Annotated in this window: 13 protein-coding genes; all 13 read right to left on the bottom strand. The window is 61.3% G+C overall.

Translation table 11 applies throughout. The features are described from left to right. Positions 1-27: 27 nt before the first annotated feature. The 13 genes from CFB04_RS11100 to CFB04_RS11040 all read right to left on the bottom strand — a co-directional run bounded on the left by CFB04_RS11100 (position 28) and on the right by CFB04_RS11040 (position 26,344). A complete protein-coding gene (locus CFB04_RS11100; protein ID WP_088535330.1) occupies positions 28-420 on the bottom strand; it encodes a TraR/DksA C4-type zinc finger protein in 393 nt (130 codons plus the stop codon). Positions 421-493: 73 nt separating this feature from the next. Next, complete coding sequence (locus CFB04_RS11095; RefSeq protein WP_088535329.1) at positions 494-1,255, bottom strand: DUF3108 domain-containing protein; 762 nt, start codon at positions 1,253-1,255, stop codon at positions 494-496. After that, a complete protein-coding gene (locus CFB04_RS11090) occupies positions 1,245-1,598 on the bottom strand; it encodes a transcriptional regulator (RefSeq protein WP_088536796.1) in 354 nt (117 codons plus the stop codon). Before CFB04_RS11090 ends, CFB04_RS11095 begins: the two co-directional genes overlap by 11 nt. A gap of 48 nt (positions 1,599-1,646) precedes the next feature. Further along, complete coding sequence (locus CFB04_RS11085) at positions 1,647-2,645, bottom strand: NAD-dependent epimerase/dehydratase family protein (protein WP_088535328.1); 999 nt, start codon at positions 2,643-2,645, stop codon at positions 1,647-1,649. Then, on the bottom strand, positions 2,642-4,306 hold the full coding sequence (locus CFB04_RS11080) for a fatty acid CoA ligase family protein (RefSeq protein ID WP_088535327.1): 1,665 nt from the start codon (positions 4,304-4,306) through the stop codon (positions 2,642-2,644). The genes CFB04_RS11085 and CFB04_RS11080 overlap by 4 nt, the downstream gene beginning before the upstream one ends. Before the next feature lie 151 nt (positions 4,307-4,457). Beyond that, on the bottom strand, positions 4,458-6,941 hold the full coding sequence (locus tag CFB04_RS11075; RefSeq protein ID WP_088535326.1) for an InlB B-repeat-containing protein: 2,484 nt from the start codon (positions 6,939-6,941) through the stop codon (positions 4,458-4,460). A gap of 169 nt (positions 6,942-7,110) precedes the next feature. Further along, positions 7,111-7,992 carry an alpha/beta fold hydrolase gene (locus tag CFB04_RS11070; protein ID WP_088535325.1) on the bottom strand — a complete coding sequence of 294 codons (882 nt, stop codon included), beginning with the start codon at positions 7,990-7,992 and terminating at the stop codon, positions 7,111-7,113. Then, positions 7,986-9,026, bottom strand: a complete 1,041-nt coding sequence (locus tag CFB04_RS11065) for a 3-oxoacyl-ACP synthase III (protein ID WP_088535324.1) — start codon at positions 9,024-9,026, stop codon at positions 7,986-7,988. The genes CFB04_RS11070 and CFB04_RS11065 overlap by 7 nt, the downstream gene beginning before the upstream one ends. A 141-nt stretch (positions 9,027-9,167) precedes the next feature. After that, entirely contained in the window at positions 9,168-15,956 is a 6,789-nt protein-coding gene (locus CFB04_RS11060) for a beta-ketoacyl synthase N-terminal-like domain-containing protein (RefSeq protein ID WP_231934161.1), read from the bottom strand. A 2-nt stretch (positions 15,957-15,958) separates the two neighbouring features. Next, the gene (locus tag CFB04_RS11055; protein WP_255396937.1) at positions 15,959-22,723 is read right to left on the bottom strand and encodes a type I polyketide synthase; all 6,765 of its coding nucleotides are present in this window, start codon (positions 22,721-22,723) and stop codon (positions 15,959-15,961) included. Beyond that, on the bottom strand, positions 22,710-24,260 hold the full coding sequence (locus CFB04_RS11050; RefSeq protein WP_088535323.1) for a PfaD family polyunsaturated fatty acid/polyketide biosynthesis protein: 1,551 nt from the start codon (positions 24,258-24,260) through the stop codon (positions 22,710-22,712). Before CFB04_RS11050 ends, CFB04_RS11055 begins: the two co-directional genes overlap by 14 nt. Positions 24,261-24,540: 280 nt before the next feature. Then, positions 24,541-25,587 carry a sensor domain-containing diguanylate cyclase gene (locus CFB04_RS11045; RefSeq protein ID WP_088535322.1) on the bottom strand — a complete coding sequence of 349 codons (1,047 nt, stop codon included), beginning with the start codon at positions 25,585-25,587 and terminating at the stop codon, positions 24,541-24,543. A 133-nt stretch (positions 25,588-25,720) separates the two neighbouring features. Next, on the bottom strand, positions 25,721-26,344 hold the full coding sequence (locus CFB04_RS11040; RefSeq protein WP_088535321.1) for a hypothetical protein: 624 nt from the start codon (positions 26,342-26,344) through the stop codon (positions 25,721-25,723). Positions 26,345-26,690: the final 346 nt, after the last annotated feature.

Here is a 26,690-nt window from a genome sequence, read left to right as displayed (position 1 = left end):
AAGCCCACGCCTCCGCCCGGAGTATTGTCAGATCCTGGATTCGGGGGGGTATGCCACGCCTTCCTTTTCTTCCTGGCATTCCCTGCATCTGTTGGCGAAGGGCATGATCTTCAGACGCTCTTCGTTGATTTCCTCGCCGCACTCTTCGCAGATGCCGTAGGTGCCCCTTTCGAGTTTCGATACCGCCTCGTCAAGCTGCGTGAGCTGCTGTCTGCGGATGTCCACTACCGAAAGCTGCAGGTCTTCCAGAAAGTCGAGCATGCTCTGCTCCCCCGGGTCCTGGGGAATCTCGAACTGGGCATTGAGCGGCTCGGCGGTATTCCTGAAGATGTCCTCCCTCAGTTCGTTCCACATGCGGCGCTTCTGCTCCATCAGCATTTCCTTCAGGCGGGCTTGGCGGTCTGCATCGAGTTCAGGCATGGGTTCCTCCCGTTGTGGAAGCTTGCTCATGCATTTCAGTTTACCGCACACCTGCAGCACTGCAAACAGGGGGTCACGGAGCGAGCTTGACATCGGTGAGCGTGGCGGTCACGCTTCCGACCGTCACTTTTGTCTGCGCCTTGACCGGTATCCGCCGCGCGTCGTCGGTCAGCCAGATCTGAACCGACCCTTTCCCCTCGAAGACGCCTTTGGGCTTCACGAGGGGCCTGATGACGATGGTGTCTATCTTCCCGAAGATGGTTTTCAGCTTTTCCTTCTTGACCACCTTTACTTCGACATTGCCCGTCTCCTTCCCGTAAAGAACGGTGACATTCACGGATTTGCCCACCTCTAATGGGAGGTGGCGTATGTAATAGAAGCTGGCATAGGTGTCGAACGTGTTGGAGGTGATTGGCACCTGTGCCTTCTCGCCCGAAACATGATCGATGAAGTGTGCGATGTTCTTTTCCTGGTCGAAGATTATCTCCCGGTCTCGGGTGCGCTTGCCTTCCCGCATCTTCATCCTGTACTGCTTCGTTAACCCCGGAAAGGGCGCTCCATTTTTCATCAGGACGCTTTCGATCAGGTCCTCCACCGGGAAAAAGGAGGAGAGCCAGTCGTTGGAGCGGGCGGTCGAGACGATGCGACGGACATCACTGCTTTCGGTTATCTCCTGGGTCGCGGTGCCGACGTTCACGCCGGACCACGATAGTTTGTACACCAGTTTTTCCGGGACCGTCTGGCTCTCTGCGGTTAGAGGGAAACATGTGATGTAGCAGAGAGCAGCCCAGGCGAGGGCGATTATTCGGGACCGGTTCTTGTGCTCAGCCTTCATGATGATCCTTCCTCGGTCGATGGTGAGGTGTCGGCTCGATTGCGAATTTCGGGGGGATGATATGTTCGCCCCGACAGACAGGACACTTCCCCGGCTTCGTGACCCGCTCCCTCTTCCCGAAAACGAAGCCGCAACCCCGGCAGGCCGCCGGGGTGACCACAAGCGTGTATTCATGGCGATTATGGCGTATCTGCTCCAGGTGATCGTAAACTTCCCGTTCCGGAATTCCAGCGGCTGCGGAGAGCTCCCGCGCGTCGGCACTCCCATCCGAGAGCAGGTCGACAAGCCTGTGCCGCACGGTTTCCCGGCGCTCGGGAGGAACGAAAGGGCGTTTCGCTTTCATGACAACCCCCTTTATCATTAGTATACCTGAAAAGGGGCGGGTTGCTGTTCAACGGGCTCCGGTCCCGGCGAGCCAGGCAGCGAGACGGCGGATACCTTCTTCTATGGTGACGGCGGGATGATATCCGAAGTCGTGGCGGGCTGCCGAGATGTCGAACCAGTGGGCGGTGGAGAGTTCACGCGCTACAAAACGCGTCATTGGGGGCTCACCCGGCAGTCGCAGCAGACGGAAAACGTTTTCGATCAGGAAGCCTGCAGCGTAGGCCGCTGCGGGAGGAATGGTACGGGTTACGGGGGGAAGGTTGTCGGCCGCCAGGATCTTGTTTACCAGATCCCAGAGCGGGATGGGTTCGCCATTGGTGATGAAGTAGGCTTTTCCTGCAACTGCGGAACCTGGCGCCAGGCGTTCTGCGGCCTGCACGTGCGCAGCAGCTGCATTGTCGATGTAGACCGAGTCCACGAGGCACGGACGTGTGCCGATCCGGCGGAGTTTTCCGGCTCGGCCGCGAGCCAGTATCCGTGGGACGATATGGTTGTCCTCGGGTCCCCATATCAGGTGCGGGCGCAGGGCTACCGTTGCCAGCTCCGCCGAGTTGGCGCCCAGCACCAGCCGCTCGGCCATCGCTTTCGTTTCCGGATATGCCGCTTCGTAATGCCGAGGGTAGGGGACCCGCTCGTCAACCCCTTCCATGTCGGTCCCGTCGAAAACTATGCTGGGCGAACTGGTATGGACAAGACGCCGGATGCCGTGGCGACGGCAGGCGGCAAGGACATTCTCGGTGCCGGTCACGTTTGCGGCGTAATATTCCTCATAGGCTCCCCAGACTCCCGCCTTCGCCGCGACATGAAATACGAGATCGCACCCTTCGGCGGCACGCTCCACCGCAGAGGCGTCTGCAAGATCTCCCGTCGCCTGCTCCACGCCGAGCGCCCGGAGCGATTCGTACGCATTACGGGAAAAACTCCTGACCTGCCACCCCCGCTCCAGGAGAAGGCAAACCAACGATTTTCCGAGGAACCCGCCCCCCCCTGTAACGAGAGCCCTCATCTCAATTGCTCCGCAGCCCACAGAGAAAGGCGCTCCCTGAAGATCTTGGCGTTATGGCGTATGTCCACCGGGAATGCCGGATGGAAGAGTATCGTTTCGATAGTGGCGGTATGGAGGTGGGAGCGGGCGATGTTCAGCAATTCTTCTCTGATGAGTTCATGATCCGCCTCGCGCACCTCCTTTTCCAGTTCAACGCAGAGCACGGGCTGCTGCATTTTTGGTTCACCCACCCCCACAAGCGCCGTGCGGAATACCCGGGGATGGGCATTGAACACACCTTCGCACGAAATGGTGAACATGGTTTCGGCAGGAGTCACGACCCGGTGCGACTTTCTTCCGCAAAACCAGACACGGCCGTTTTCGTCGATCCCCCCCACATCTCCCATCCGGTGGAAGAAACCTCCGGTATCCGGGTCGGCGATTTTAGCCATCGCCGTGGCGTCGGGGCGGTTGAGGTAGGAGGCGGTTACCTGGGGTCCCTGTACTGCAAGTTCGCCGACGGTTCCTCTCGGCACCCGCAGGGAGTCGTCCCATACCGGAATGGGTTCGTCCGAAATACGGATCACTTCCAGCCTGATCCCCGGGACGGGAAGGCCGACGCAGATCCCCCCTCCCGAGTCGGTTATGCGCCGGGTCTCTCCGATGATTTCATGGCTGCCTATGGAGCAGACCGGCAAGGCTTCAGTGGCGCCGTAAGGGGTGAAGATCTCGGCCTCCGCGGAGAGCATGGCCGAGAAGCGCTCCAGCACCCTGGCGGGAACCGGCGCCCCCGCGGAAATTACCCTCTTCAGTGATGGCAGCTTTATCCGGTGCTCTTCCCCGTACCGCCCGACCCTGTTTATCAGCGCGGGAGAACCGAACATGGAGGTGACGCCGAAATTCCCGATGGCTTCGATGATCTTGCGCGGGTCCACATCGGCAGGCTTTGTGAAATCCATGTCCGGAATCACTGATGTCATGCCGAGCGCCGGGGCGAAGAGGGCAAAGAGGGGGAAGGTGGGGAGGTCGATCTCTCCCGGCTGGATCCGGTAGAGGGTGCGGAGCATCTCGACCTGTGCTGCGAAGTTGCCGTGGCTGTAAACCGCCCCCTTTGGGGTGCCGGTGCTGCCGCTGGTGAAAAGAATGGCCGCAGTCTCGCCACTGCCCGTGGGGGCCATCTCATAGCCTTCCTCTCCGGCATCCTCGCGGATACTGTCGAGGGTGGTTCCTCCCCAGCAGTATTTCTTCCCCACGGTCAGTCTGATGCGGATCGAGTGCTTCCCCCATCCGAACAGGATTCTGGCCGCGTGCGCCTTGGGAATGCCGATGAAGGCTTCAGGGGATGCCTCGGCGAGGCAGCTTTTGACATTCCCGACGCCTATTCCCGGATCGATAAGCACCGGAACGGCTCCTGTCTTGAAGAGTGCGAAGGTGAGAGCGAAGAATTCCAGGCTGGGGGTAACCATGAGGGCGGTGCGGATGCCTCGCCCGATACCGATGGTTTCGAGCCCCCGGGCGATCCGGTCGCTTTCCCGATGGAGCTGGCTGAAGGTGAAGTGGGTATAGCTCACCCGCCCGTGGTCGTCCCTCCCGTGGGGGAAGATCACGGCAAGGTTATGGGGATGGCGGCGGGCCATGTCGGGGAGATGGGAGGCTATGTTGACGAAGGCTGGTTCGGACATGGGAGCTTCTTCATACCACGGAATCCGTTCCCGCCGCTACAGAAACATTGTCGGGGTGGCACGCCTGTTCGCCCGTTCCCCGCACAGCCGCATCGGGGCGTGACGGAATGCTCAAGTGTCAGAGTAACTCCGCCGGCATGAGTGACACGTGCTACCAGGTAATGATTCCCACCAGCCTCCTCAACATGATCACGACGTCAGCCACATCGACTGTGCCGTCAGGCCGTGGTGCCCCGTCCGGGCCGAGTGGCGCGACATCGAGCCGCAACAGCTCCTTTTCGGCAACCTTGCGCCTTCCAAGAATCTGCTGCTGTGCCGTTACCGCGTCCGCCAAGGTGTAAGCGTCTCCTGCGAATTCTGCTGCTATGGCATGAGCGGAGGTAACGGACGGGAGCAGATAGATGTTGTCCTGAACCTCGCTCGTTCTGTCCATACCGTTGTCGGTGAGTCGCACCAGCATGAATCCGGGTGCAGGTGTGACGGTGCACGATGAGCTTTGGCCGGAGGTTACCGGAGTGGCGCAAGCGATGGTGCCTTTTCCCGCTTCGACCGTTCCTGTGAGCGTGTGGGTAATTTCAGCGAACGTGGCTGAGACCGAGCAGTCGGATGTTATGGGCCCGGTTGTATAGGTGTTGCCCGACAAGGAACCGCCGCAGCCTGTTACGGAGGCGATCCGGAAACTGTCGGCTGGGGTTACGGTAAAGCTGGTCGAGGAATCATGTCGAATCGTCACGGGTCCGGTCGGCTCTATTCTGCCGCCGCCCCGGCTTTCAGTCGTTACGGTATGGGTGTCGGGAGCGAAGAGGGCTGTCAGGGTCCGATTACCTGTGACGAAGGAGAGTACCAGTGGATTCGACTTCTCCACCAACCCGTCTGCCGAGGTCCAGGCCTCGAAGTGATATCCCTGTGCGGGAATGGCGGTAACTGCCGTCGTCGCTCCCCCACGGGTCACTGTCTGTCCGGTGTTGCCCGAAACAGTACCGTTACCGCTGCTCAAGAATTCCACGAAATAAGAGCTCGCATCGAAATTGGCTGTAACGGTCCGCCGAGCGGCGACATTGGTAAGGACGAGCGGATTGTCCGTGCTTATGAAGCCATCGGGAGCAGTCCAGTTGACGAACCGGAATCCTTCTGCAGGCACGGCCGTGACGGCTGTAGTTGAAGCGCCGTGCCCGATCAGCTGTGATGCGGCTCCGGTAACCGATCCGTTGCCTCCAGAGACGAAGGTTATGCTGTAGCTGTTGGGGGAGAAGCTGGCGGAAATGCCATGATTGCGCATGACGGGGTCGAAGGAGTAGCTGAAGGTGCTCCGGCTGGCGACAGGCTGGGAAGTGCCGTCGACGGTAACGTCGGTGATGTGGTGCCCATAATCCGCCGCTACCCAACATGACGCTGCCGTACCGGGATCGACCGTTGTACCTGGTGTGCAGGTGATGCTTCCGTTACCGATACTGTCGGTATTTATTGTGAAATGGCTGTGCCCGGAGGGGTCTTCATTCGTGTCGGCAGGTGATATGGTGAGACCCCCGCGCCTCTCCTGAAGAAAGTGGTACTGATACAGGCGACCGAAAGGAACGTACCAGATGTCACTTCTGCCGTGGATGTAGTCGAGATGCTGCAGAAACGGCGTTCCTGCCTGCCACATCCCCTGCCAGGGGTGGTCCATCAGGTGGTAAATGCCCCCTTGGGACACGGCTTGATCAAAATGAGCGTTGGCTTCCAGCACGAACTGTGCGTCGTTAGCCCTGCCATAATCATGATAGGTAAGGGGAGCTCTGTCGTAGCGTCCTTCCTCGGGATTCCAAGCAGAAAAAGCCGTTCCGCTGAAGACCCCCCTTGAAACGAGATAACCCCCCGAGGAGACGTACGATTCGAGAGTTGAATCGGAATAGCCGTATGGTTCGATGTACAGCGGAATGTATGGGTGTCCGTTAAATGATAATCCGTTTCGGATTTCATCTCTGCTTCCGATTACTTCCGCTTCATACCCGTTGGCGGCGTACCCTCCTGCATTCCGGGGATGGTGGCTGCTGTGGGAAGCTACTTCGAGGTACGCCCCGTGCCTGTCTACAAGATCTTGCAACTGCCTCCATGAGTAAACCTGCCCCGACATCACCCCTAGAGTGAAATGCAATCCGTAACCTTCGAGGTACTGGAGAGCTGTCGCGAAGTCCCCGTGAGTCCAGTCTGCGTAATCGTCGAGCGTAATGGTTACGGCTGCTCTCCGGTCGTCATAGAAAAGAGGGATCGAGTCGAAGGTGTAATTTACGGGAAGGCCGTTTCCATCGAGGATGCGCAGGTAGATTACGTCGGACCTACTGCTGAACCTTACACTTGCGTATGCAAAGCCGTTCTCGTAATCGAAACGAACGGCGTCGATGCCGTTGAACATGTCGCCTTTACTTCTTTGAGGCAGCCTGTTCCATTGGTCATCGAGGGAATACCTGTATTCCGCTATCAGCCCACGGACCGCGCTGGGTATCTTAAATTTGTAGGTTGCGGGGTAGTGGAGACCATACCTGTTGTGAGCACCACTGTCGATCTTTATGGAGTAATCGGCTGCGACTGCATGCAGATTGTACGTTGAAAGAAGAAAGACTGTCAGGAATAAAAGCCTCCAGCCAAATACCTTCATCGCAGCCCCCCATCCCAAACATCATAAATGTATGCAAGGAAGCATCATAATTAACAGATTTTAAAAAAGTATATCAGCTGCATTCAAAAAAACGAGCGACTTTGACTTTTTTAGGGGAATATTATTAACCATGTCCGGGCAAGGCGGGGTGTGTCGGGGGCAATCTCGGTTATCCGGATGTACTTCTAAGAAAGGCGGAAATCAGCGGGATCACCTCATCACCGGCATCTTCCAGGATGTAGTGCCCATGCTCGGGGAAGCGGTGCAACTCCGCTTTCGGGAAACGGCGCACCCACTCGGCGAGGAAATGACGGTCGAAGACGAAGTCCAGCTCCCCCCAGCAGATGATCATGGGAAGCCGGGTGAACTGCTCCAGTCCTTCGGCGACTTCGGTGATAAGGCTGTGACCCCGGTCCTTCGGGGTGAGGGGTATGTCCTGCACGAAACGCAGCGTGGCGATCCGGTTCTTCCAGGAGTCGTAAGGGCGCCGGTACTCTCTTCTCAACTCCCGGGGCATCGGATTCTTCTTGCACCCGACGAAGGAGGCTGCGAGGCTGAAGGCGTTAAAGCCGCGGACCAGAAAGGTGCCGAGCCTCGTGTCCCTGCAGATCCGGAGTGCCAATGGGAACGGCTTCTCTGCGGGGAGGTGGAATGCCGCCGTGTTCAGTATTACGAGCCGCTTGATCCGTTCCGGATGACGGGTGGCGTACGTCATCCCGATCATTCCTCCCCAGTCGTGGAGGACGAGGGTTATGCCGCTCGTGATGCCGAGCCGGTCAAGAAGTCGTTCCAGGTCGTCCACCCGCCGTTCGAGCGTGTAATCGTAAAGATCGTCTCCCGGCTTGTCCGAAAGCCCGCAACCTATGTGGTCGGGGACGATGGTGCGGTAACCGCCACGGAGGGCGAGGACGAGGTTGCGGTAATAGAAGGACCAGGTGGGATTGCCGTGGAGCATCACCACAGGCTCCCCGCTCCCCTCGTCCAGATAGTGGTAGCGAATCCCGTCGAGGTCGAGATAGTTTCCTGAAAAGGGGTAGAGATCCGTCACCATTCGACTCCGAGCATGAGGCAGTTGAGTCCGCTGCCGATGCCGAGAAGGGCCACCCGGTGACCCGGCTCGATGAATTCCCGTTCGGCGGCCAACGCCGCGCTCAGCGGCAACGACACAGTTCCCATGTTGCCGAGGAAGGGATAGGTGACGAAATCGTTCTCGGCAGAAAGGCCTACCGTCTTCAGGATCTCGGCCTGGTGCGCGGAGCCGACCTGATGGCAGACCGTGCGGGCAACTTCCTCGGTGCGCCATCCCAGTTCTTGCAGAAAGGCCCGCCAGGTCCGTGCCCCCAGGGCGACCCCATGTTTCATGACCTCCACGGCATCGGTACTCATGTACTGGCGGAACGAGAATCCTCCTTCGGATTCGACCCCCCACCGACAGAGCGCATGGTGTTCCGGGGCCGCTATCGTTACGCCTCCTGCGAGCCTGCGTCCGCGATTCCCGAAGGAGCCGTCCGTCAGCAGCACGGCCACCGCGCCGGAGCCGCCGGTCAGGGTGGCGAGTGATGTGGCAAAGAGTTGCATGTCGGGCTCGGCCAGAAGACGGGCGATGATGATGTCATTGATCTCGCGGGCGCTCTCGCAGGAGACGACGAGCCCCGCACGGATCTGCCCCAGTTCGATCCTGTTGGCGATCTCCAGCATCCCGTTCAGGACACCGAGGCAGGCGTTGCTCAGGTCATAGATGGCGCAGGCCCCGGAGATACCTAGGCCGGCGGCGACACGGCAGGCTGTTGCCGGCTCGAACTGCTCGCGGCAGACTCCGGCGTACACCAGGGCTCCGATCTCCCCGACCGGCACGCCGCTTTCGGCGAGGGCGCTGCGTCCTGCCATTACGGCCCCTTCCGAGAGGGGGAAATTAGGTTCCCACCAGCGCCGTTCCCGGATGCCGGTAAGCGCTTCAAGCTGGCCCGGGACGAAACGTAGTGTCCGGTAGAGCGGATCAAGGCGGTTTTCCAGATCCGTGGAGGTTATCACCACGGGGGCGAGCTGGTAGCCGATGCTGTCGATGTGAACCTTAGAGTATTTCATGCCTGTCAACCTTCAGCAGATTGCTGAAAAACAGCCATCTCGCCTCCCTCCTCGCAAGCCGCCTCGTGCGGCGTAGCGCTACTACGCCTCCTCATGGCTTGCTGCGGGTGCGACGATCTGGCCGTTTTTGAGCAACCTGTACTATTGCGGAGTTATGTCACCTTTTAAAGCATTTTCCAGTTTGAGAGTGAAGTCCTTCATCTCGTAAATGACCTTTCCGTCCACCGAAAGGAAGCCGTCCGCGGTCAATGTACGGGTTTCGTCGTCAACCGACGTTACCACGGCTTCAACGACAACTTCCCTGTTGGCCGGAATGATCTGCCCCCTGTAGGTCCAGGCATGCTTCCTGCCGAGCTCCACCGTTTGCAGGACGCTCGCAGGACCTCCGTTCCACTTCTCAAGGGCGAGGAGCTTGAGTAGCTGCAGGAATGATTCGAGCCCGAGGGAGCCCGGGCAGACCGGGTCCTGGTAGAAGTGGGCCTTGAAGAACCACTCTTCCGGGTCCACATGCTTGCTGCCGCGGACGTAACCGAGGCGGTGGGGCCCCCCCTGGGGGAGGAGGCAGTCGATCTTTCCGATCATGCGGAGCATAGTGTCCGGATAGGGTGCCGCCGTCGGGAAGTGCAAAGTTCTCCATCCGGCCTCTTCTTCGGCGGAGGGGCGCCAGGGGTTCGCATTGGTGATCCCCACCTGCCGGGCCAGAGCATCGGCGGAAAAGAAGCCGAAAACCGTATCCCCCCGATAGACGGTGCCGATGGAGGATTCGACGCTGAATTCATAGTTCTGGATGATCATTCCGCCGCTTGCGGCAACTTTGGTTATCTTCGCAGTCGTCCTGAGCGTGCCTGTCTCTGCGGTCACCGGCAGGAGCTGAACGGCGGTTCCACCGAGGTTGCGGAAGTGGAGGTCGGTGTCGCTCGTCAGTGCCGAGCCGATATAGGCTGCGAGCCAGCCGCACGGCTGAAGGGCGATCTCCAGGAGCACGCTGAACGGCATTAGCGGCTGGCGGTTCTCCCGGAAGTACCAGGCGTCCGCCGGCACGTCGTACTCCGCCACCGCCACGCCCCCTGCTTTCATGACCCACGGCTCCGCGTCAAGCTCGACAATACGGTCGAGGAACTGGAAGGGGGGGCCGGGAAGGCGCGCAATCACCCGTTTCTCGTCGAAAACCCGGTACGGTTCCCCGAAGGCTTCCGAGGGATTTCCCGTGGCAAAGGCGAGAATGCGGTCGTAATCGAAAAGGGGTCTGGAGGGGATAGCCGTCTGCGGATTGCGCTGCCACAGAGCTTCAACCTTCTCCCTCGAAAGGCCCGAAAGCCTGGCGGACATGTTCGTGATTTCTACGATCGCTTTTCCGTCGGCGTACATGAGTGCGTCCACGATCACGTAGGGTTCCGGGCGGTACCCGATCTCCCGGAGCGAAATTTCATAGGTGACGGTGCGTGTCGCGGCGGTCACCTGCCCCCGGCACTTCAGCTGACTTGCCACTCCCGGGACCGGTTCGCATGCCGTTTCGGCGGCCTCGCCGATCCACCCCATCCGCAGCAGGTAAATCCGCAGCGTGTGGAGGCAGCACTCGTACATGAGCGTACCCGGCATTACCTGGTCGTCCACGAAATGGCAGGTCAGGAACCATGCTGCCGGGTCGATGTCTGCTTCAGCGCGGACAAGACCGAGGCCGAACCTGCCCCCGGTCGGATCCAGGTGCACTACCCGGTCGACGAGCTTCATGCGTCCACCGGGGATGGTCAGTGGCGCGTGCAGCGGGAGACCGGCGAAGAGAGCTCCGAAGCACCCAGCAAGGTCTCCCCGCCGGAGGGCTTCCAGCTGCGATGCGTCGTACGATTCCACTCCCATCGGCACGGGCTGCCGCCAGTCATCAGGCCGTATCCCGGGGCGGGGGAGCAGGTCGAGCTTGGTGTGGACGATACCCTTGCCGGCGGCCAGTTCCGCTTCTGTGAAGAAGCCGGCGCAGCCGTCCCGCATGGTGAGAAGCGGTTCCCCGTTCACGGTTCCCTCGAAGTTGAAGCGGAAGAGGTACGTGCTGTCCTGGCGGAAGAAACTCTCGATGCGGATGTCGTAGCTGATTGTCTCGCCGGGGCGGGGAAGCTCGCGGTGGAAGGTGACGACGGCGTCCAGGAGCCGGTACACCGCCTTTCCACGTGTGATGAAGTCGATTCCGAGGTATCCGGAGAGGAAAAGGTCCGCCTGCCCAGCTTCCACTGCAATGCAGGTGGGTATGCGGCCGCCGTCGAGATACCATGCGCCGGGAAGGATATCGTGCTCGGTAACGACCCTTCCGCTCCCCATGGATCGGGGCACGGCATCGATCAGCATGATGCGGTCCACGAGCATAAGCGGTTCATCAGGGAGGCGCACGCGGGTGGGGAACGTATCCGCCTCGGCGAACTCGGGGCCCAGCATGGCCGCAACCGATCCCACCGCAAACTCCATGCACATGTTCCGGTCGAAGGCTACCGGGGGCGGTGCGGAAGAGGGGGGCGGCGCGTGGTAATCGGGAGCTGCCGGAATGTCCGCCACGTACTCTGCAGGAAGAGTCTCCACCATCCCCATCTGGTGGCTGAGGGCCTGGGCGATGGCTTCGGTGATCCGGGCGGAAAAACGGAGGTATGCCTCATGAGCCTGCCTTGTAGCGTCCTGCAGTTCGACGATACGTACGGCAAGCGACGCCCTCTCTGCAGCCGGGGCGGGACAAGGGGAAGCGGCAGGTACCTGCTCGGCCGGAGCGGGTAAGGTTATCCGTTGCGGGGAGGGGACCGCCGCGCGGAAAGGCTCTCCACCGGGCCGCAGCGTTATCTGCGGCTGTTCCGGGGCTGTTTCGGCTGTATCCCCAGCACCGTACAACTTTTCCAGGTTCACCGGGACACGCTCCGCCACAAGCTGGGCAAGCATGCGCAGCACGGTGGAAACCGGGTCCTGGCCTGCAAAACAGGCGGATCGGGCAACGTGGGGACGGTCCGCGAGGATGGCGCTGATCATCCGGCTGCACGACGCTCCGGGGCCCATTTCCAGGAAGACACGAGCGCCGTCGCCGTATGCCGCTTCCACTGTCTTGGGAAAATCTATCCCGTGTAGCGCCTGCGCAAGAATCGATTCGGCAGCGCTCTCGCGGGTAACGTCGTAGGCGCGTCCCCATGCACCACTGTAGAAGGTAACGCCCTGGGGTGGAGATGTCTCAAACAGGTGCAGGTCATGGTAAGCCTGTGCCACCGGCCGGGCCACCTCGCAATGGACTGTAGTAACTCCGGAGATGGGATAGAAGCGGCATTCGAGACGCTGGACGAGCGTTTCCACCGCGGGCCGGTTTCCTCCCACCACACACTCCGAGGGGGTGTTGACGATGAGCAGGTAGGCTTGTCCGATGGAAGCCAGCGCCTGCCGCACCTCTACCGCCGGGCGGTCAACCACCCCCACCACCCATTCGAGGGGAGCATCCGGAGAAAGCCCCCATACCTCGCGCGCCGCGCGGCACTCACCCGCCAGGTCATGGGTGAAGAGGGTCGAATCGAGCATCCGCTGCAGCATCAGGTCTCTGTCCTTCCAGGCTCCGAGGGAAAAGAGCCCGGCCGATTCGCCGAGGCTGTAGCTGACGACGGCTCCGGGGTTCACGCCGAACTGCCTCACGATGTCGCTTACGGCGGTGCCGAGGGCGACCTGGCCGAAAATCAAGGCATTATGGTCCCGGTGTATCTCGTCAGGATCCCGCCCATTCCAGAAGAGGTCGGGCTGGAACTGGTCGCGGAGGAACAGGTTGCTCTCCTCCTGAGCTCGAAGGACGGAGGGCCACCGGCAGAATAACTCCTTACCCATGCCGGGATAGTGGTTTCCCGAACCGGGGAAGACGAACGCGACGGTTCCCCGAGGTCCGAGGGGAAGAGGGGAATAAAAGACCCGGTCACGGACGGCTGGTGAACGTCCGTTATCCCCCAGGCGCCGTTGCGGCTCATGTTCCAGGGAATGCAGTGCATAATCCAGCTGTTCGATCAGCTCCCCGCGGCTTCGGGCCACCAGCGCAAGGGCAAGCGGGTGGGAAGCCTCATTCGGATGTGTTTTTAACCACTGCCGGCCAAGCCCCGTTAGATCTTCGCCGACGGCAGCCATGCTCCTCAGCCGCTTCGCCGTTGCGGCCAGTTCCCCCGGCGAATTTGCGGTGACGGCAAAAATCGCTTCCGCTGGGAAGCCCCAAGGAAGCGTGCGCTCGTGGAGGCTCTCGGACGAGGACTCCAGCTCTTCTAATATGATGTGCCGCCAGCTCCCTTCCGTTCCGGGAGAGCATACTGCGGCGCGGCGTGGGCCGCAGGCACGGTTATGCAGCCAGTAGCTGGGCGTAGTGGAGAGGCGTGCGGGTGCCTGGGGGGCTTTCGGTCCGGCAGATGCGGCAGCGGGAAGCATCTTCCGGTAGAGGCAGAGCAACGCACGTGCTACCGATGCCAAGCCGGCAGCCGCACCGCTGTCGCCGATACGTTCCTTCAGGTCGCCGAACGTGCAGACGGAGCCTGCCGAGAGAGACGCTGCCACGGTATCGGGGAGTGTTCCCCCAACTTCCACATACCCGACCGAACCGGGAGTGATGTCCGCATCGTGGCAGGCGCGGTCAAAAGCGGAATCGCAGGCAGTGGCCGACCCCAAACCTTTTATGACCGCATAGATGCGATCGCCATCCCGTTCCGCGTCCTCCAGCCGTTTGAGAACAAGCGATACTGCTCCTTCGCCTGCGATACTTTCATCCGTCTCGCGTCCCGTGATGGAAGCCTGACCAGCCAGGGCCGCCCGGACATCCCCGGTGAAATCGACGGCACCGGCCAGCGCCCGGTCCACTTCACCCTGCTGCAACGCATGTACGGCGGCTTCGAGGGCACGTATGCCGGAATGCTCACCTGCGGAGATGGTGAATGCCGGACCGCCGAGGCGGAATTCGCGGGCGATCCTGCTTGCAGCTATGCTTGCGAGCGCTCCCATTGTCCGGTTGGCGGTGAGAGGCGGCCCTGCCGCGTTGCGCAGCTTCTCCGTCCAGTCGGCCAATTCGTCTTCTGAAAGATCGAGTCCCAGGTGCTGTGCCCACTCCCGCGCCTTGTCGGACATGGTCCACCGCAGGGTGAAGTTGGTGGTATTCGGGTCGAGGCTTAGCCCGATGAATGCGCCGGTTCGCTCATTGTCTCCGGCGGAACCTGCGTCGGCAAGAGCCGCTTCGGCCGACAGGAGCATGAGCGCCTGCTGCGGGAGCATCTCCTCCATCTCTTTTGGGGGGATGCGGAATTTCCCGGCAGGGATGGCGACTTCGTCCACCCAGTAACCTGTGATCCGCCGGCCGGTATTCAGGGCGCGGTACCACCCGCTCTCATCCACACCCCACCAGCGACGTGGAGGGGCAGGAGAATCGTCTCCGCCGCCGAGGACGCGGTGCTGGAACTTTTGAAGCGACTGCCAGGGACCGAAACGTGCATCGATGCCGACCACTGCAACGGGGAGAGCGGCTGCCCCCTGTGTGCCTGGCCTGAGTGAGGCGGGAGCGGGGACGAAATGCGACGGATCACGCCACTCCTCGATAAGCAGGTGCGCGTTGATGCCGCCGAATCCGAAGGCGCTTACGGCCGCACGCCTGGAGGTGTCCGGATGGCGACGCTCCCACCGCTCGGCGGCTGTCAGGATACGAAACGGCCCATCGTCGAGATCTATTCCCGGAGCTGGGGTCGTGAAGTTGGCAGTAGGGGGGAGGATTTCGTGGTGCATGGCCAGCAGGGTCTTGATCAGAGCCGCTGCGCCGGCGGCGGTGAGGAGATGACCGATATTCGATTTCACCGATCCTATAACGCACTCGTTCCCTCTCCAACCGTCCTTCCCCCAGAGAGCACGGAGGCTGGCGAACTCCACTGCGTCTCCGACCGGAGTGCCGGTGGCATGGCATTCAACATGGTCCACGTCGTTGGGATTCCATCCTGCCTGCTGGTAGGCGGCTTCCATGGCGCGGAGCTGTCCTTCCGAATTAGGGGCAAGGAGGCTCCCCCCCACGTCGTTGGAGAGCCCGATGCCGCGGATCACTCCATATATGCGGTCGCCTGCGGACAGCGCGTCGGAAAGACGCTTTAGGACAAAAATCCCCGCTCCTTCTCCCACTACGAGCCCGTCGCCGCGAGCATCGAAGGGTGAGCAGGTTCCAGTGGGGGAGAGTGCCCGCAGTTGCGAGAAACCCATCTGGGTGTAAAGGGGGTCGGGGCGCGAGAGCCCGCCGGTGAGCATGGCGTCTGCGCGGCCGCTCAGAAGCTCGTCCATGGCGAGTTTGATGGCATAGAGGGAGGATGCGCATGCGGCATCGAGAGTGTAGCTGCCCCCGCCGAGCCCGAGGGAGGTAGCGAGCAGCGCGGCGGGAAATCCGGTTACATGCCTGTTCAGGAGGTGAACTGAGCCGGCAGCAGAGGCGGTCCCGATCACCTTCTCCGCAAGGGCTCCCCCAAGAATTTCCCTGGAGAGAGCGGAGGCGTATTCGCTGGGCAGCGCGAGATTGCCGATGATGATGCCGACCCTGCTACGGTCGAGAGGGGCTGTGACGGCATCGCCCCAGGCCCGGTGGCCTGCGTGGAGCAGGAGATGGAAGAGGGGGTCGAGGCGACCCAGCAGCCCGGCTTCCAGGCCAAGATCAGACCCGTCGAAGGGAGGAAGCCCTTCTATGAAGCAGCCGGTGCGGGAGTAGACCCGGTCGAGCCTGCCTACGGAAGGATCGAATACTTCGCCGGGAGGCACTGCCCAGCGTCCCTGGGGAACGATGCGCGCGGTGCTGGTGGCGCGGGCGATGATATTCCAGAAACGGTCGAGATCGGGGGACCCCGGGAAGACGGCGCCGATGCCGACGACGGCTATGGCTTCGCGCACCTCTCCCCCTGCGTTCCCTGCGGTGGAACCGGCAGGCATCATGCTCAGGCAGCCCCCAATTCCATGCTTTGCTGCAGCTGGTTTCGGCGGAAAGCGTTGTTGAGGGAGGCGTCGATGACGCATTCATAGCCTTCGAGGCGTGCCACGAGCTTTCCGCTGTGCCGGTCGAAGAATTCCATATCCGCAGTGGCGCTCTGCTCGTTCTCCCGCGTAACGTGTACGACGATCTGCACACCGTCGCGGGGGAAGACTTCCTGGTATTGGCGATAACGCCCGGCGAAGCAGGGAAGCGACCCCTTGCCGGAGCGCTCGAAGCTCCAGAGGATCATCAGCTGGAACGCGCAGTCGAGGACAAGCGGGTCGGTGAGCCAGCTGTTGCGCAGCGGCTCGCGGATCCATGTCGAGGGAGCCGGGGCCGCTTTTACAGTAGCCACGATTCCTTCCGGGGAGCAGGCATCCACCTGCGAAATTCCCTGCAGTTCCGGGCCGTGGAAGAGGATGCCCTCCCGGTAGTACTCACCGTCCTGGTGCGGGTAGGGACGGGTCGGCAGCTCCGTTATGGCTCGTATTCCTTCGGGCAGCTTCGTGGCAAGCAGTATCTCCCCCCGTGCATGGAGCGTCTCCGAACCCGTGAGGCCACTGACGAGCTCGACGGGCACGGTATGAAAGGCATCCCGTTTGCGGGCCTTTCCGGTCAGAATACGGACGGTGGCCGGCTTGTCCCGTTCGAAGACGACCCCTTTCAGTATGCGCAGGTCGTTGAACCCGTGCATGCGGAAGCCCGGATTGTTGTGGAGCGCGCCGTGGGCAAGCCATTCGGCGATCATCGCCATGGGGAGTACCGCTTTTCCGTTCATCACGTGGGACGTGAGGAAAGGGTAGCGCTCTATGGAGAGTTCCAACTCCACCGCAGGGGTCAGGGGAGTCGGAGCGGCATCGAGCGGCCCGGAGGCTGCCGCTTCGGCAGCGCCGATAACTACCGATTCCACGGGTGCTCCCGGCGGCTCGGAGATTTCCGCCAGAAGATGCTCGGCGCCGGAGGCAAGGCCTATGACTCCGACCCCTTCCGCGGCGAACATTTTCTTGAGGGAAGGGGTGACCATCCCGCCGTCCCACGGTCCCCAGTTGACGGAGACGACGCGGCAGCCGGGACGAAGGCGTGCCTGCTGCTGGGCAACTTTGTTGAGGACTTCGTTTGCGACGGCGTAGTCGCATTGACCCGTCCTGCCGAACCTTCCGGTGGAGGAGGAGAAGAGGGCGATGAACTTCAGGTCATCCTCCGCGACTGCCGAAAGAAGCGCCTGTACCCCATCCACCTTCGTCCCGTAGACGAGAGCGAACTGCTCGTCGGTCTTATCCTCGATGCGGCGGTCGGCGAGGACTCCCGCGCCATGGATGACCCCGGTTATCGGCCCCAGTTTCAGGCGTGCTTCTGCGACGGCCTCCCTAACCGCTGCCTTGTCACGGATATCTACGGAACGGTAGAGCACGGGGGAACCCGCATCGGCTATGAGTTGCAGCGTCCGGGTGAGTTCACGGTTCGCCATGAGATTGCGGTACCGCTCCTCCAGCTGTTTAGGAGGGAGCATTCCGGCATGTTGTAAAATCCCCTGTTTTATAGATGCTTCGTCATGGAGGGGCGCAAGCCAATCGGGCTCCGGTGCTGGCTCGGGAGAGCGTCCGAGCAGTAGCAGTCCCGGCGAGCCTTTGGCGGCGAGGGCAACGGCGATTTCGGCTGTCACTCCCCGTCCGCCGCCGCTTATCACGACGGTGCCGCTGAAGGAGAGGGACGATGATTCAGGAAGGGGCGCTGCAACCAGTTCGGGAACGAACCTGCCGGCGGCGGTAATCCCGACCTCCCGGGGGCCGGAAAGGAACATTTCCTCCACTATCGCTGAGGCGGCAAGGTCGGCGTCGGTAAAGCCGGGATCGAGGTCGAGGGCTTTGCAGTGAACTTCGGGCCACTCCCGGTGAGCGGTCTTTGCCAGACCCGCCAGACCGCCGGATGCGGGATCGCCCAGTGCGCTTTCAGCCCCCAGTCCGAAACGGCCATCGAGACGGGATACGGTTACAAAGCTTGCGCCGCCTGCCCTTCCCGAATGCTTAAGCCCAGGCCCCGCGGCCTGCAGCAGGGCGAAAGCCTGTCTGATGAAGCGGTCGGCGGAGGTTTCGGCCTCCGGTGCGAGGACTAGGAGAGCGCCGATGGGAGCCGTCACGTCCCTTACCGGGAGTGACGACGGGCTTACGAGCCTCGGTCGGTATCCCAGGGCTTCCAGCCGCGTTGCAATCCTCGACCCGAGGATCGATCCATCATCTGTCAGCCAGACCTCCGCTCCCTCGACCACGGAAATTTTAGTCCGGCTGACGGAGAGGTCGAGAGGGACGATGGAGAGTACGCTTCTCTCAAGGGCTGCAGCGGGGTCCGGCTCCGCTGTGGCTTGAGAGGGTGCCGCTGCAGGATTCGCCGGGGCTGCGGGCACTCCTTTCAGGTGGGCGACTATTTCACGAAGGGTATGAAGCGTGCCGAGATGTTCCGGCTTCACTGCCGGTGCTTCCGGAAGTCTTTCCTGGAGAGCCGAGAGGATCTCCACCCTTTTGATGGAGTCGATGCCCAGATCCGCGTCGAGGGCCATGTCCAGTTCGAGCATCTCCACAGGGTAGCCGGTCCGGTCGCTGATCACCTGGAGGAGAGCCTCTTCGATATTTCCTTCTGCCGCAGGTCTGGGCGCAACGGCAGGACGCGGTGCATGGACGGTTTTATCAGTTGAGGAGCTGGTCCCGCTTTCCAGGTATGCAACGATTTCCCGCAGAGTGTGGAGCGTCCCGAGGTGTTCCGGCTTGACCGCCGGGGCTTCAGGGAGCCGCTCCTGGAGGGCCGAAAGGATCTCCACACGTTTGATCGAATCGATTCCCAGATCGGCGTCGAGGGTCATGTCCGGTTCGAGCATCTCCACCGGGTACCCGGTCCGTTCGCTGATCACCTGAAGAAGGACCTCTTCGGCCTTTTTCACGGCTGACGCTGGCACGGGGGCGGAGACGGCCGGCCTATGCGAAGGGGTCGATGCCGGTGTGGCTGGCATGCCGCTCTCAAGGTGCGCCACGATCTCCCGCAGGGTATGAAGGGTCCCCAGGTGTTCCGGCTTCACCGCCGGAGCATCCGGGAGGCGCTCCTGGAGGGCGGAGAGGATTTCCACCCGCTTGATCGAGTCGATGCCCAGGTCGGCATCCAGGGTCATGTCCAGTTCGAGCATCTCCTCCGGATAGCCTGTACGCTCGCTGATTACGGCGAGGAGGACCCGTTCCGTATTGGTTTCCCGTTTCGAGGAGGCAGAAGGGGCGGGGGTAGCCGCTGAAGCGGCCCCCGAACTCCCCAGGTGCGCCACGATTTCCCGCAGGGTGTGGAGGGTTCCCAAATGTTCCGGTTTTACTGCAGGAGCATCGGGGAGGCGTTCCTGGAGGGCGGAAAGGATCTCCACGCGCTTGATCGAATCGATCCCCAGATCGGCATCGAGGGTCATGTCCAGTTCGAGCATTTCCACCGGGTAGCCGGTCCGTTCGCTGATCACTGCGAGAAGCACCTGCTCGGTTCTCGTTGAATCCCCTGTTTCTTTCGGTGCAGTGACAGTTGGCGCGGAAACGGATGGAGCCGGCGTGGGTGCCGGAGCAGCCGTAACCTGAGGGGGTGCCGCTGAAACGGCTGCAGGGGGGGTGCCTCCCGCAGGCAGATGCTGCTGCTGGAGAAGTGCCTGGATCGTACGTCCGGCTGCCTCCTGTCCTTCCAGGAACTGGCGGTGCAGCTGTGCCGTCTGCTCGTGGAGCCTCTGCAGCGCTGCCAGCGCCTCGTTACTCGCACGAAGCGCGGCTGATCCTTCTCCTGCAGCAGGAGAAGGGGATGGCGCGGAGGGGGGCATGATTGCTGGAGCCTGGGGAGCCGACTGCTTTTCCCTCCTCGGGGGTAGCGGCACCGTGGCTGCCCGGACTGCAGGCTTCGGCTGCCGTGGCTTGCGATAGTTGGCCCCGCAGATGGGCACCGTCATGGCCGGTTTTATTGCCGTCGGGGCAGGCCTGGAGGCGAAGTCGCCGTCCCATGCGGCAAGTCGAAGCTCATGGCCGCCGGCTGCCAGCTGGGCGAGAACCCGGGCGAGATCGGCAACGCCGGAGCGCTTTCCGCCGGACGAGTCCAGTGACAGAGCCAGGTGTTCACGCTCGCCGAGGATTTTTTTCACGAGCCCCGACAGCCGTGCTCCGGGACCGACCTCCAGAAAGGTGCGAATGCCGGCGGCGTACATTGCTTCTATCTGCGCCACGAACTCCACCGGCTTTGCAAGCTGTCCTGCCAGGAGCTCCCGTGCGGCGGCAGGCTCCGCGGGATAGGGGGTGCCGGTGCTGTTGGCATAGACAGGGACGGTGCCTTCAGGAAACTGTACCTCTTCCATTGCGGCGAAGAACGGTTCCCGTGCCGCGGCCACGAGCCGGCTGTGAAACGCGGCGGAGACGGGGAGGGCTTTGCAGGGAATACCTCGTGACGCCAGCGCCGAGGAAGCTCTGTCGATCTCACTGCTCGTGCCGGAGAGTACTCCCTGGTCCGGGGCGTTACGGTTCGCCAGAACTAGATCAAGCCCTTCCGCCGCGATAACTTCTTCGATAACCGCAAGAGGTGCGGCAACGGCAAGCATTGCTCCCCTCTCCCCTGTTCCTTCCCCCATGAGGCGGCCCCGGAGGCCGGAAAGGAGATGGAACTCCCGTTGGTTCAGGCGACCGGCCGCACAGAGAGCCGTGAGTTCGCCATAGCTGTGGCCCGCAACGGCTTCGGCTTTTACACCGAAATCCGTCAGAACCCGGTATGCTCCCATACTGACGGCACCTATTCCCGGCTGAGCTGCTCCGGTGTCCCGCAGCGCCTCTTCGGCGGCGGCTTTTGCCTCGGAGGAGTAGGCCGCGGGGGGATAGATCAGATCGGTCAGTCGTTCACGACGTCCGGTCAGGAACGCCTCGTCTGCTGCAGTAAGCGATTCGATCATCTCGGGGAAGCTGCAGGCTAGGTCGCGGAGCATCCCGGTGTACTGGGAACCCTGCCCCGGGAAGAGCAGGGCGAGGTTCCCTGCCGGTGCCGAACCGCTCTGGAAGCATGTCCCGTCAGGGGTGTTCCATGACGGACGAGGGTCGGTCTGGAGCAGTGTAAGCGCAGACCGGATGAGGGTCTGGACATTGTTTCGATCCTTTTCCGCAACCAGCAGCAGGCGGCAGCAATCCCCAGCGTTGAAGGAACTGCGCGAGGCTGCGGCCAGTGTGCGGATCTCAGCCCATGACGAGTTTTCCGGAATTGCGGCCAGGCGGTCAACAATCCCCTTCTTGTCTGAGGCGGAAAAGGCCAATAGCTGGACATTTCCTTCCCAGTCCGGTGCCTGCTTTTCCGGCAGATATTCTTCGAGGACGCAGTGGAAGTTGCTGCCGCCGAAGCCGAAGGCACTGACCGCGGCACGGCGTGGATGGGTCCTGTTTCCGGCCCACGGCCTCTTTTCCGTATTGAGGTAGAACGGAGTCGCCCCCGATGTTACCTCCACCAGGGGCTCGGAAACCTTTATGGTAGGGGGAAGCACCTTGTGGTGCAGCGCCATTGCCGCCTTGATCAGGCCTGCTGCGCCGGCGGCGGCCTTTGTATGCCCGATCTGCGACTTGACCGACCCGAGGGCGCACCATGGCTTCTCCGCTTCACCGTAAACTTCGCGTAGCGCCTTCACCTCGACGGCATCCCCTACCTTGGTTCCAGTGCCGTGGGCTTCGACGAGCCCGATGGTGTCGGGGGCTATCCCAGCCTGCTCGTATGCGGCCCTGAGTGCCTTCTGCTGTCCTGCAGCGCTGGGGGCATAGATCGCTTCCCCCTTGCCGTCGCTGGATGAGCCGATGCCGCGGATTACAGCGTAAATCCGGTCGCCGTCCCTTTCAGCGTCGGAAAGCCGCTTGAGGACGACCATGCCAAGGCCTTCGCCGAGAATCGTACCGTCCCCTGCTGCATCGAAGGGGCGTGCATTTCCGGTGGGGGAGAGGGCGGGCGTTTTGCTGAAGCACATGTACATGAAAATGTCGTTGAAGGTGTCCACCCCCCCGGTGACGACCATGTCTGCGCGCCCGGCGGCAAGTTCCAGTCCCGCCAGGTGAAGGGCGCTCAGGGAGCTGGCGCAGGCTGCGTCGACAACGCAGTTTGTACCTCCAAGGTCGAACTGCTTGCTGATCCTTCCTGCAACCACGTTCCCGAGGAGCCCCGGGAAGGAGTTCTCCTGCCACCCGACGTACGATTCGCCGATACGCTCGATCACGTCTTCAGCGGTGGTGTGATCGACTCCCGCTTCAGCAAGAGCCTTACGCCATATGGGATGCCCAAGGCGGGCGCCGAGAGGTATGACGAGTTCGAGAGTGCCGGTGACGCCGAGGATGACGCTCACCCGCTCCCGGTTCCACTCCCGCTCCGGTCCGTATCCCGCATCCCTGAGTGCTTCGCCCGCGGCCACCATACCGAGTATCTGCGAGCTGTCGGTAGCCTCCAGTACATTTGGGGGAAGCCCGTACTCCAGGGGATTGAAGTCGACCGGCGTGATGAAGCCACCGCGGGTGCCGTAGGTACGGTCTGGGGATTTCGGATCGTTGGAATGATAGTCTGCAGTCCTCCAATGGGTCGGGGGAATGTCGGTAATGGCATCGATACCGTTTTTTATGGCAGACCAGTAACCGTCACCGTTCTCCCCGCCGGGGAACATGCAGCCGATACCGATGATGGCGAGAGGCTGGTTCACTGCATCATCCTTTTTCACTGAGATACTCCTTTATCTTATCCAGGGGGAGCGGCACGATCCGCGTCGCCTCAGGCGGCAGGGGGGTACCCTGACAGCGGAGGGCGGCGATCCGCATCTGTACGGCTGCCCCGAAGAGGATATTCAGGGCGACCGTCACGACCCGACGGTTTTCAACCTGTTCCAGGAACGATCCGGTGGCCCACTCGTTGAAAGCGCCCATGGCGGGTCCGCACCATACCTGATAATCGATTTTCCGGGAACTTTCCCCTCTGTTGGCCCAGTGGGTCGCCTGCCCGAGATACCACCTGAAGACGAGCGCCATCCGGTGTTTCGGGTCCCGGTCCGCCCGTTCCACCTGCCGGGGATCACGCCGTAGAAAATAGCTCCTCGTCTCCCGCCATATTTCATCCAGCGTACCACGAAACATGGTCTTTTCCAGCTTCTCCCGCTCGGCTGCAGGAATTGACTCCATGTCCGGGTGAAGCCGGTAGAGCTCATAAAGCCGGGCGGCACGCATGGAGAACATGGTCCCGCGTTTGAGCACCTGCACGTTCACTCCCATCTCGAACATGTCGGCAGCCGGGGCCATGGCGATATCCGCCTGCCGCGTCTCGGCGAGCATGGCCCGGACTTCGCCGGAAGTCCCCGACTCCACACATGCCTGGTTGATCGAGCCGGTCATGATCCAGTCTGCGCCCATGGAGAAGGCCGCAGCCGCCGACAGGGGTGTTGCGATTCCTCCAGCAAGACCTACCCGCAGGCGCTGAGTAAAGCCGTGGACTTCCTGCTGCCGATCCCTTACGCCGCAGATAGTGGGGAAGAGGGCAATGGCCGGCCTGTTGTCGGTGTGGCCTCCGGAATCCGCCTCGGCCGTTATATCCTGCGCCATGGGAATGCGGGCAGCCAATTCGGCCTGTTCGGAGGTGATGTCCCCTGCTGCCACGAGCTCACGGAGGAAGTTTTCGGGGGGAGGCGCGAAAAATTTCGCCGCCAGTTCCTCCCGCGAGACTTTGGCTATTATGCGGTGCGGGGTTATGATCCTTCCGTCTGCTTCACGGCGTATCCCGTGCACCCGATAGCGTACCAGCGGAAGCGTGAGGTTGAGGAATGCGGAAGCCTCGATAAGGGTGACGCCGCGCCGCAGATAGAGGTCTGCAAGGGCCGCCTCAAGGTCAGGCTCATGCGGGGAATGGATCAGGTTGAACCCGTGGGGTATCCCCAGTTCCCCGAGATGTGCCACTGCGGCTTCGACTTCTTCGAGGGGGAGTCCGGCGGCACCGAAGAAGCCCAGCATTCCCGCACGGCCAAGTTCTTCAACCATTGCGACAGAGCTGATCCCTTTTGCCATCGATCCGCCCAGGTATGGGTAGCGGATGCCATGGTCGGCGCGGAATTCGGGGTTACCCAGATCCTCCAGCCGGCAGCGGGGCGCAATGGCGCCGCCAGGTGTCGGTTCGTTCCCGCCGAAACGCTGCTCGGAGAGGCTTACCCCCTCCCGGACCGGAACCGTTACGGGGCGCAGGATGTGGCGAAGGACTTCATGCAACAATGTCACCTCTGTAAATCGTCAGACGGCACCACTCCGCGTGCCGGACATGCCCTTTTTGCATCCACCTGCTAAGGGGCGCTCAGCGTATTCCTTACCTCGTTTCCCTGTACGGAACGTGACGGCGGAACGATGCGATCTATGGAGGGCTGTCTGACGTAACGGTGGGATGTGTCACTCGGGCAGGGCATGCCCTGAAAAAACCCTCATGTATTTACCTGAAAATGCGGAAAAACGCAAGAAAAGAGGTTGCGCGCGGGGAGCACGAGGTGTGCTTCGAGGTGGGATATCATGTGAGGCAACTTTCCCAGTACACGCGATTGCGCCCCTGCTTCTTCGCCTTATAGAGGCAGCTGTCCGCATGTTTGAGGAGAAGCTCCGGCGTGTTGGCATCGTTGGGGTAGCAGGCGACACCCAGGCTGACGGTGACCTGTTGGTCTACCGCCTCTCCCAGTACGGGAGAGACTGATTTCCGGATTTTTTCCCGCAGGCTTTCGGCCACGAGAAATGCACCCTCAATGCGGGTCTCAGGGAGGAGCACGGCGAATTCCTCGCCGCCGTAACGGAAAGAGAAGTCGGCGGCTCTCAGCGAACCCGAAAGCACCTTTCCTAGGGTCGCCAGCACCTGATCCCCTTTTGGATGCCCATAGGTGTCGTTGAGTTGTTTGAAATGGTCGATGTCCATCATGATCAGTGATAGGGGCTTCCCGTAGCGGCGTGCACGGGAGAGCTCATAAGGGAAGACCTGCTTGAAGTAGCGATTGTTGTAGATCCCGGTGAGCGCGTCGGTGATTGCCATGCGCTTGGTCCGGGTGTGGAGGCTCGCGTTGTCGATGGACATGACTGCGAAAGAAGCGAAAATTCCGAGAAGATCCAGTTGCCGCTGTTCGAGCTCGCGCGGCTGGAAGTCATAAAGGTAAAGGACACCGAGGGGCCTTCCCTGAAGCAGAAGCGGGACGCACACCAGTGAACGTATGTTTTCCTTCAGAAGGGCGTCGGCTCCGTCGGTTCCCGGTGCGATAGCGGCGATATGATGAATGCGCCCGTCGTGCATCGCACGCTTCGTAACAAGATCGGTGCGGGCGGAGATGCGCCACCTGTCGTTGGCAACGAATTCGGGGGAGAGGCCGGAGTGAACATGGGGAATCATCTCACCCGTAGTCTCGTTGTAGACCTCCAGCATGCCTGCAGGCATGTTCATGAACTGCATCGCGTTGTGCAGAACGGCATCGAGAACCTTGTCGAGATCGAGCGTGGAAACGACGGTGCGGGCTACCCCGATGATGTCGTTCAGTTCCTGGATGTGGGCTTCGAGATTTCGCTGAGCTTGGGCCATATCTAGGCTCTGTCTGGTTGAATGGAGGGGGCAGGGGGTATGGGAGAAGCTGGTGGGAATTTATAGGGAAAAGGCTGCTTCGTCAAGTGCTTTGTGGCGCCGGCCTGAGGCAGGAATGGCCGGAAGATTCGCATCAGACGGCGGTGCTCCTGAGCTGGTCGGAGCCGAAAGCATCGGGGGGGGTTTGTGGAAGCATGTCGAGCGCTTCCCGTATGTCGCCGTTGGTCAGCAGGATATGCATCGCACGCCGGGCTTTCTGGGCCACACGGTCGTCGGGCGAAAACGCGTAGGCTTCGGCGAGGACATATGCGGCAGCTCGGGGATACTTGCGCCTGAGATCCATGAGCTGGGCCGGCGGAAGGCCGCGCTGCTGGTATTCGAGCATGAGGCTGGCCGATTTCTGACACGCGGCGTATGTATCTTCAGCTTCCCTGAGTTCCAGCAGACCTGTCAGATTCTGCAGGAACATCGGGATCATGCATGTATTGTTTTTTTTATCGACCTGCAACGATGCGGCTACAGCCTCTTCCCATGCAGGGGCTGCGTCACGTAGGATTACCTGGTTGGTATGGCCGATATTCAGGTATTTCTTGGGGTCGCACCCCATCATGCGGAGATGCTTTGCGGCAAGGGAGGAGAGGGGAGTCAGCTCTTCAAGGGAAACGTGCACGTGGTTGCTCCCCTTGACGATGCAGGCGCGACGTTTTTCCACGTCGACGAGAATCTGGTAGTCGTTCTTAGTGTAGATGCTTTTCATGGGGCCCGCCTTGTGCCGCTACCATACGGCGCTCGGTCCTTCGGTCCGGAAGACAGTGTACCATGACCGCTACTTCATAGTAGCTTTTCGACATCTGGGGTGAAAAATTGAGACATTTTTCAACTGCAGCGGGGTGTGTTCCGCAGAAAATACGGAAGCCCCGAAGTAGTCTTCGGGGCTTCGAGGAAGGTTGGCGCTACACAGAGGCTCTTTAATCTGATTCGTCGGTTTATGCCTGTCCGACGCGGAACATGCATCGATGTGAAATGCATGCGCTGGAGGCCGGTAGGACATCCCTTTTTCAAGCGGTGATCACGCGCCTGACGAATGAGACAGTAAGCGATCA

The sequence above is a fragment of the Geobacter sp. DSM 9736 genome (genome assembly GCF_900187405.1).
In the GTDB taxonomy this organism is placed as follows: Bacteria; Desulfobacterota; Desulfuromonadia; order Geobacterales; family Geobacteraceae; genus DSM-9736.
The sequence above is the reverse complement of the archived record's forward strand: the minus strand, read 5'-3'. Positions and strand labels throughout refer to the sequence as shown.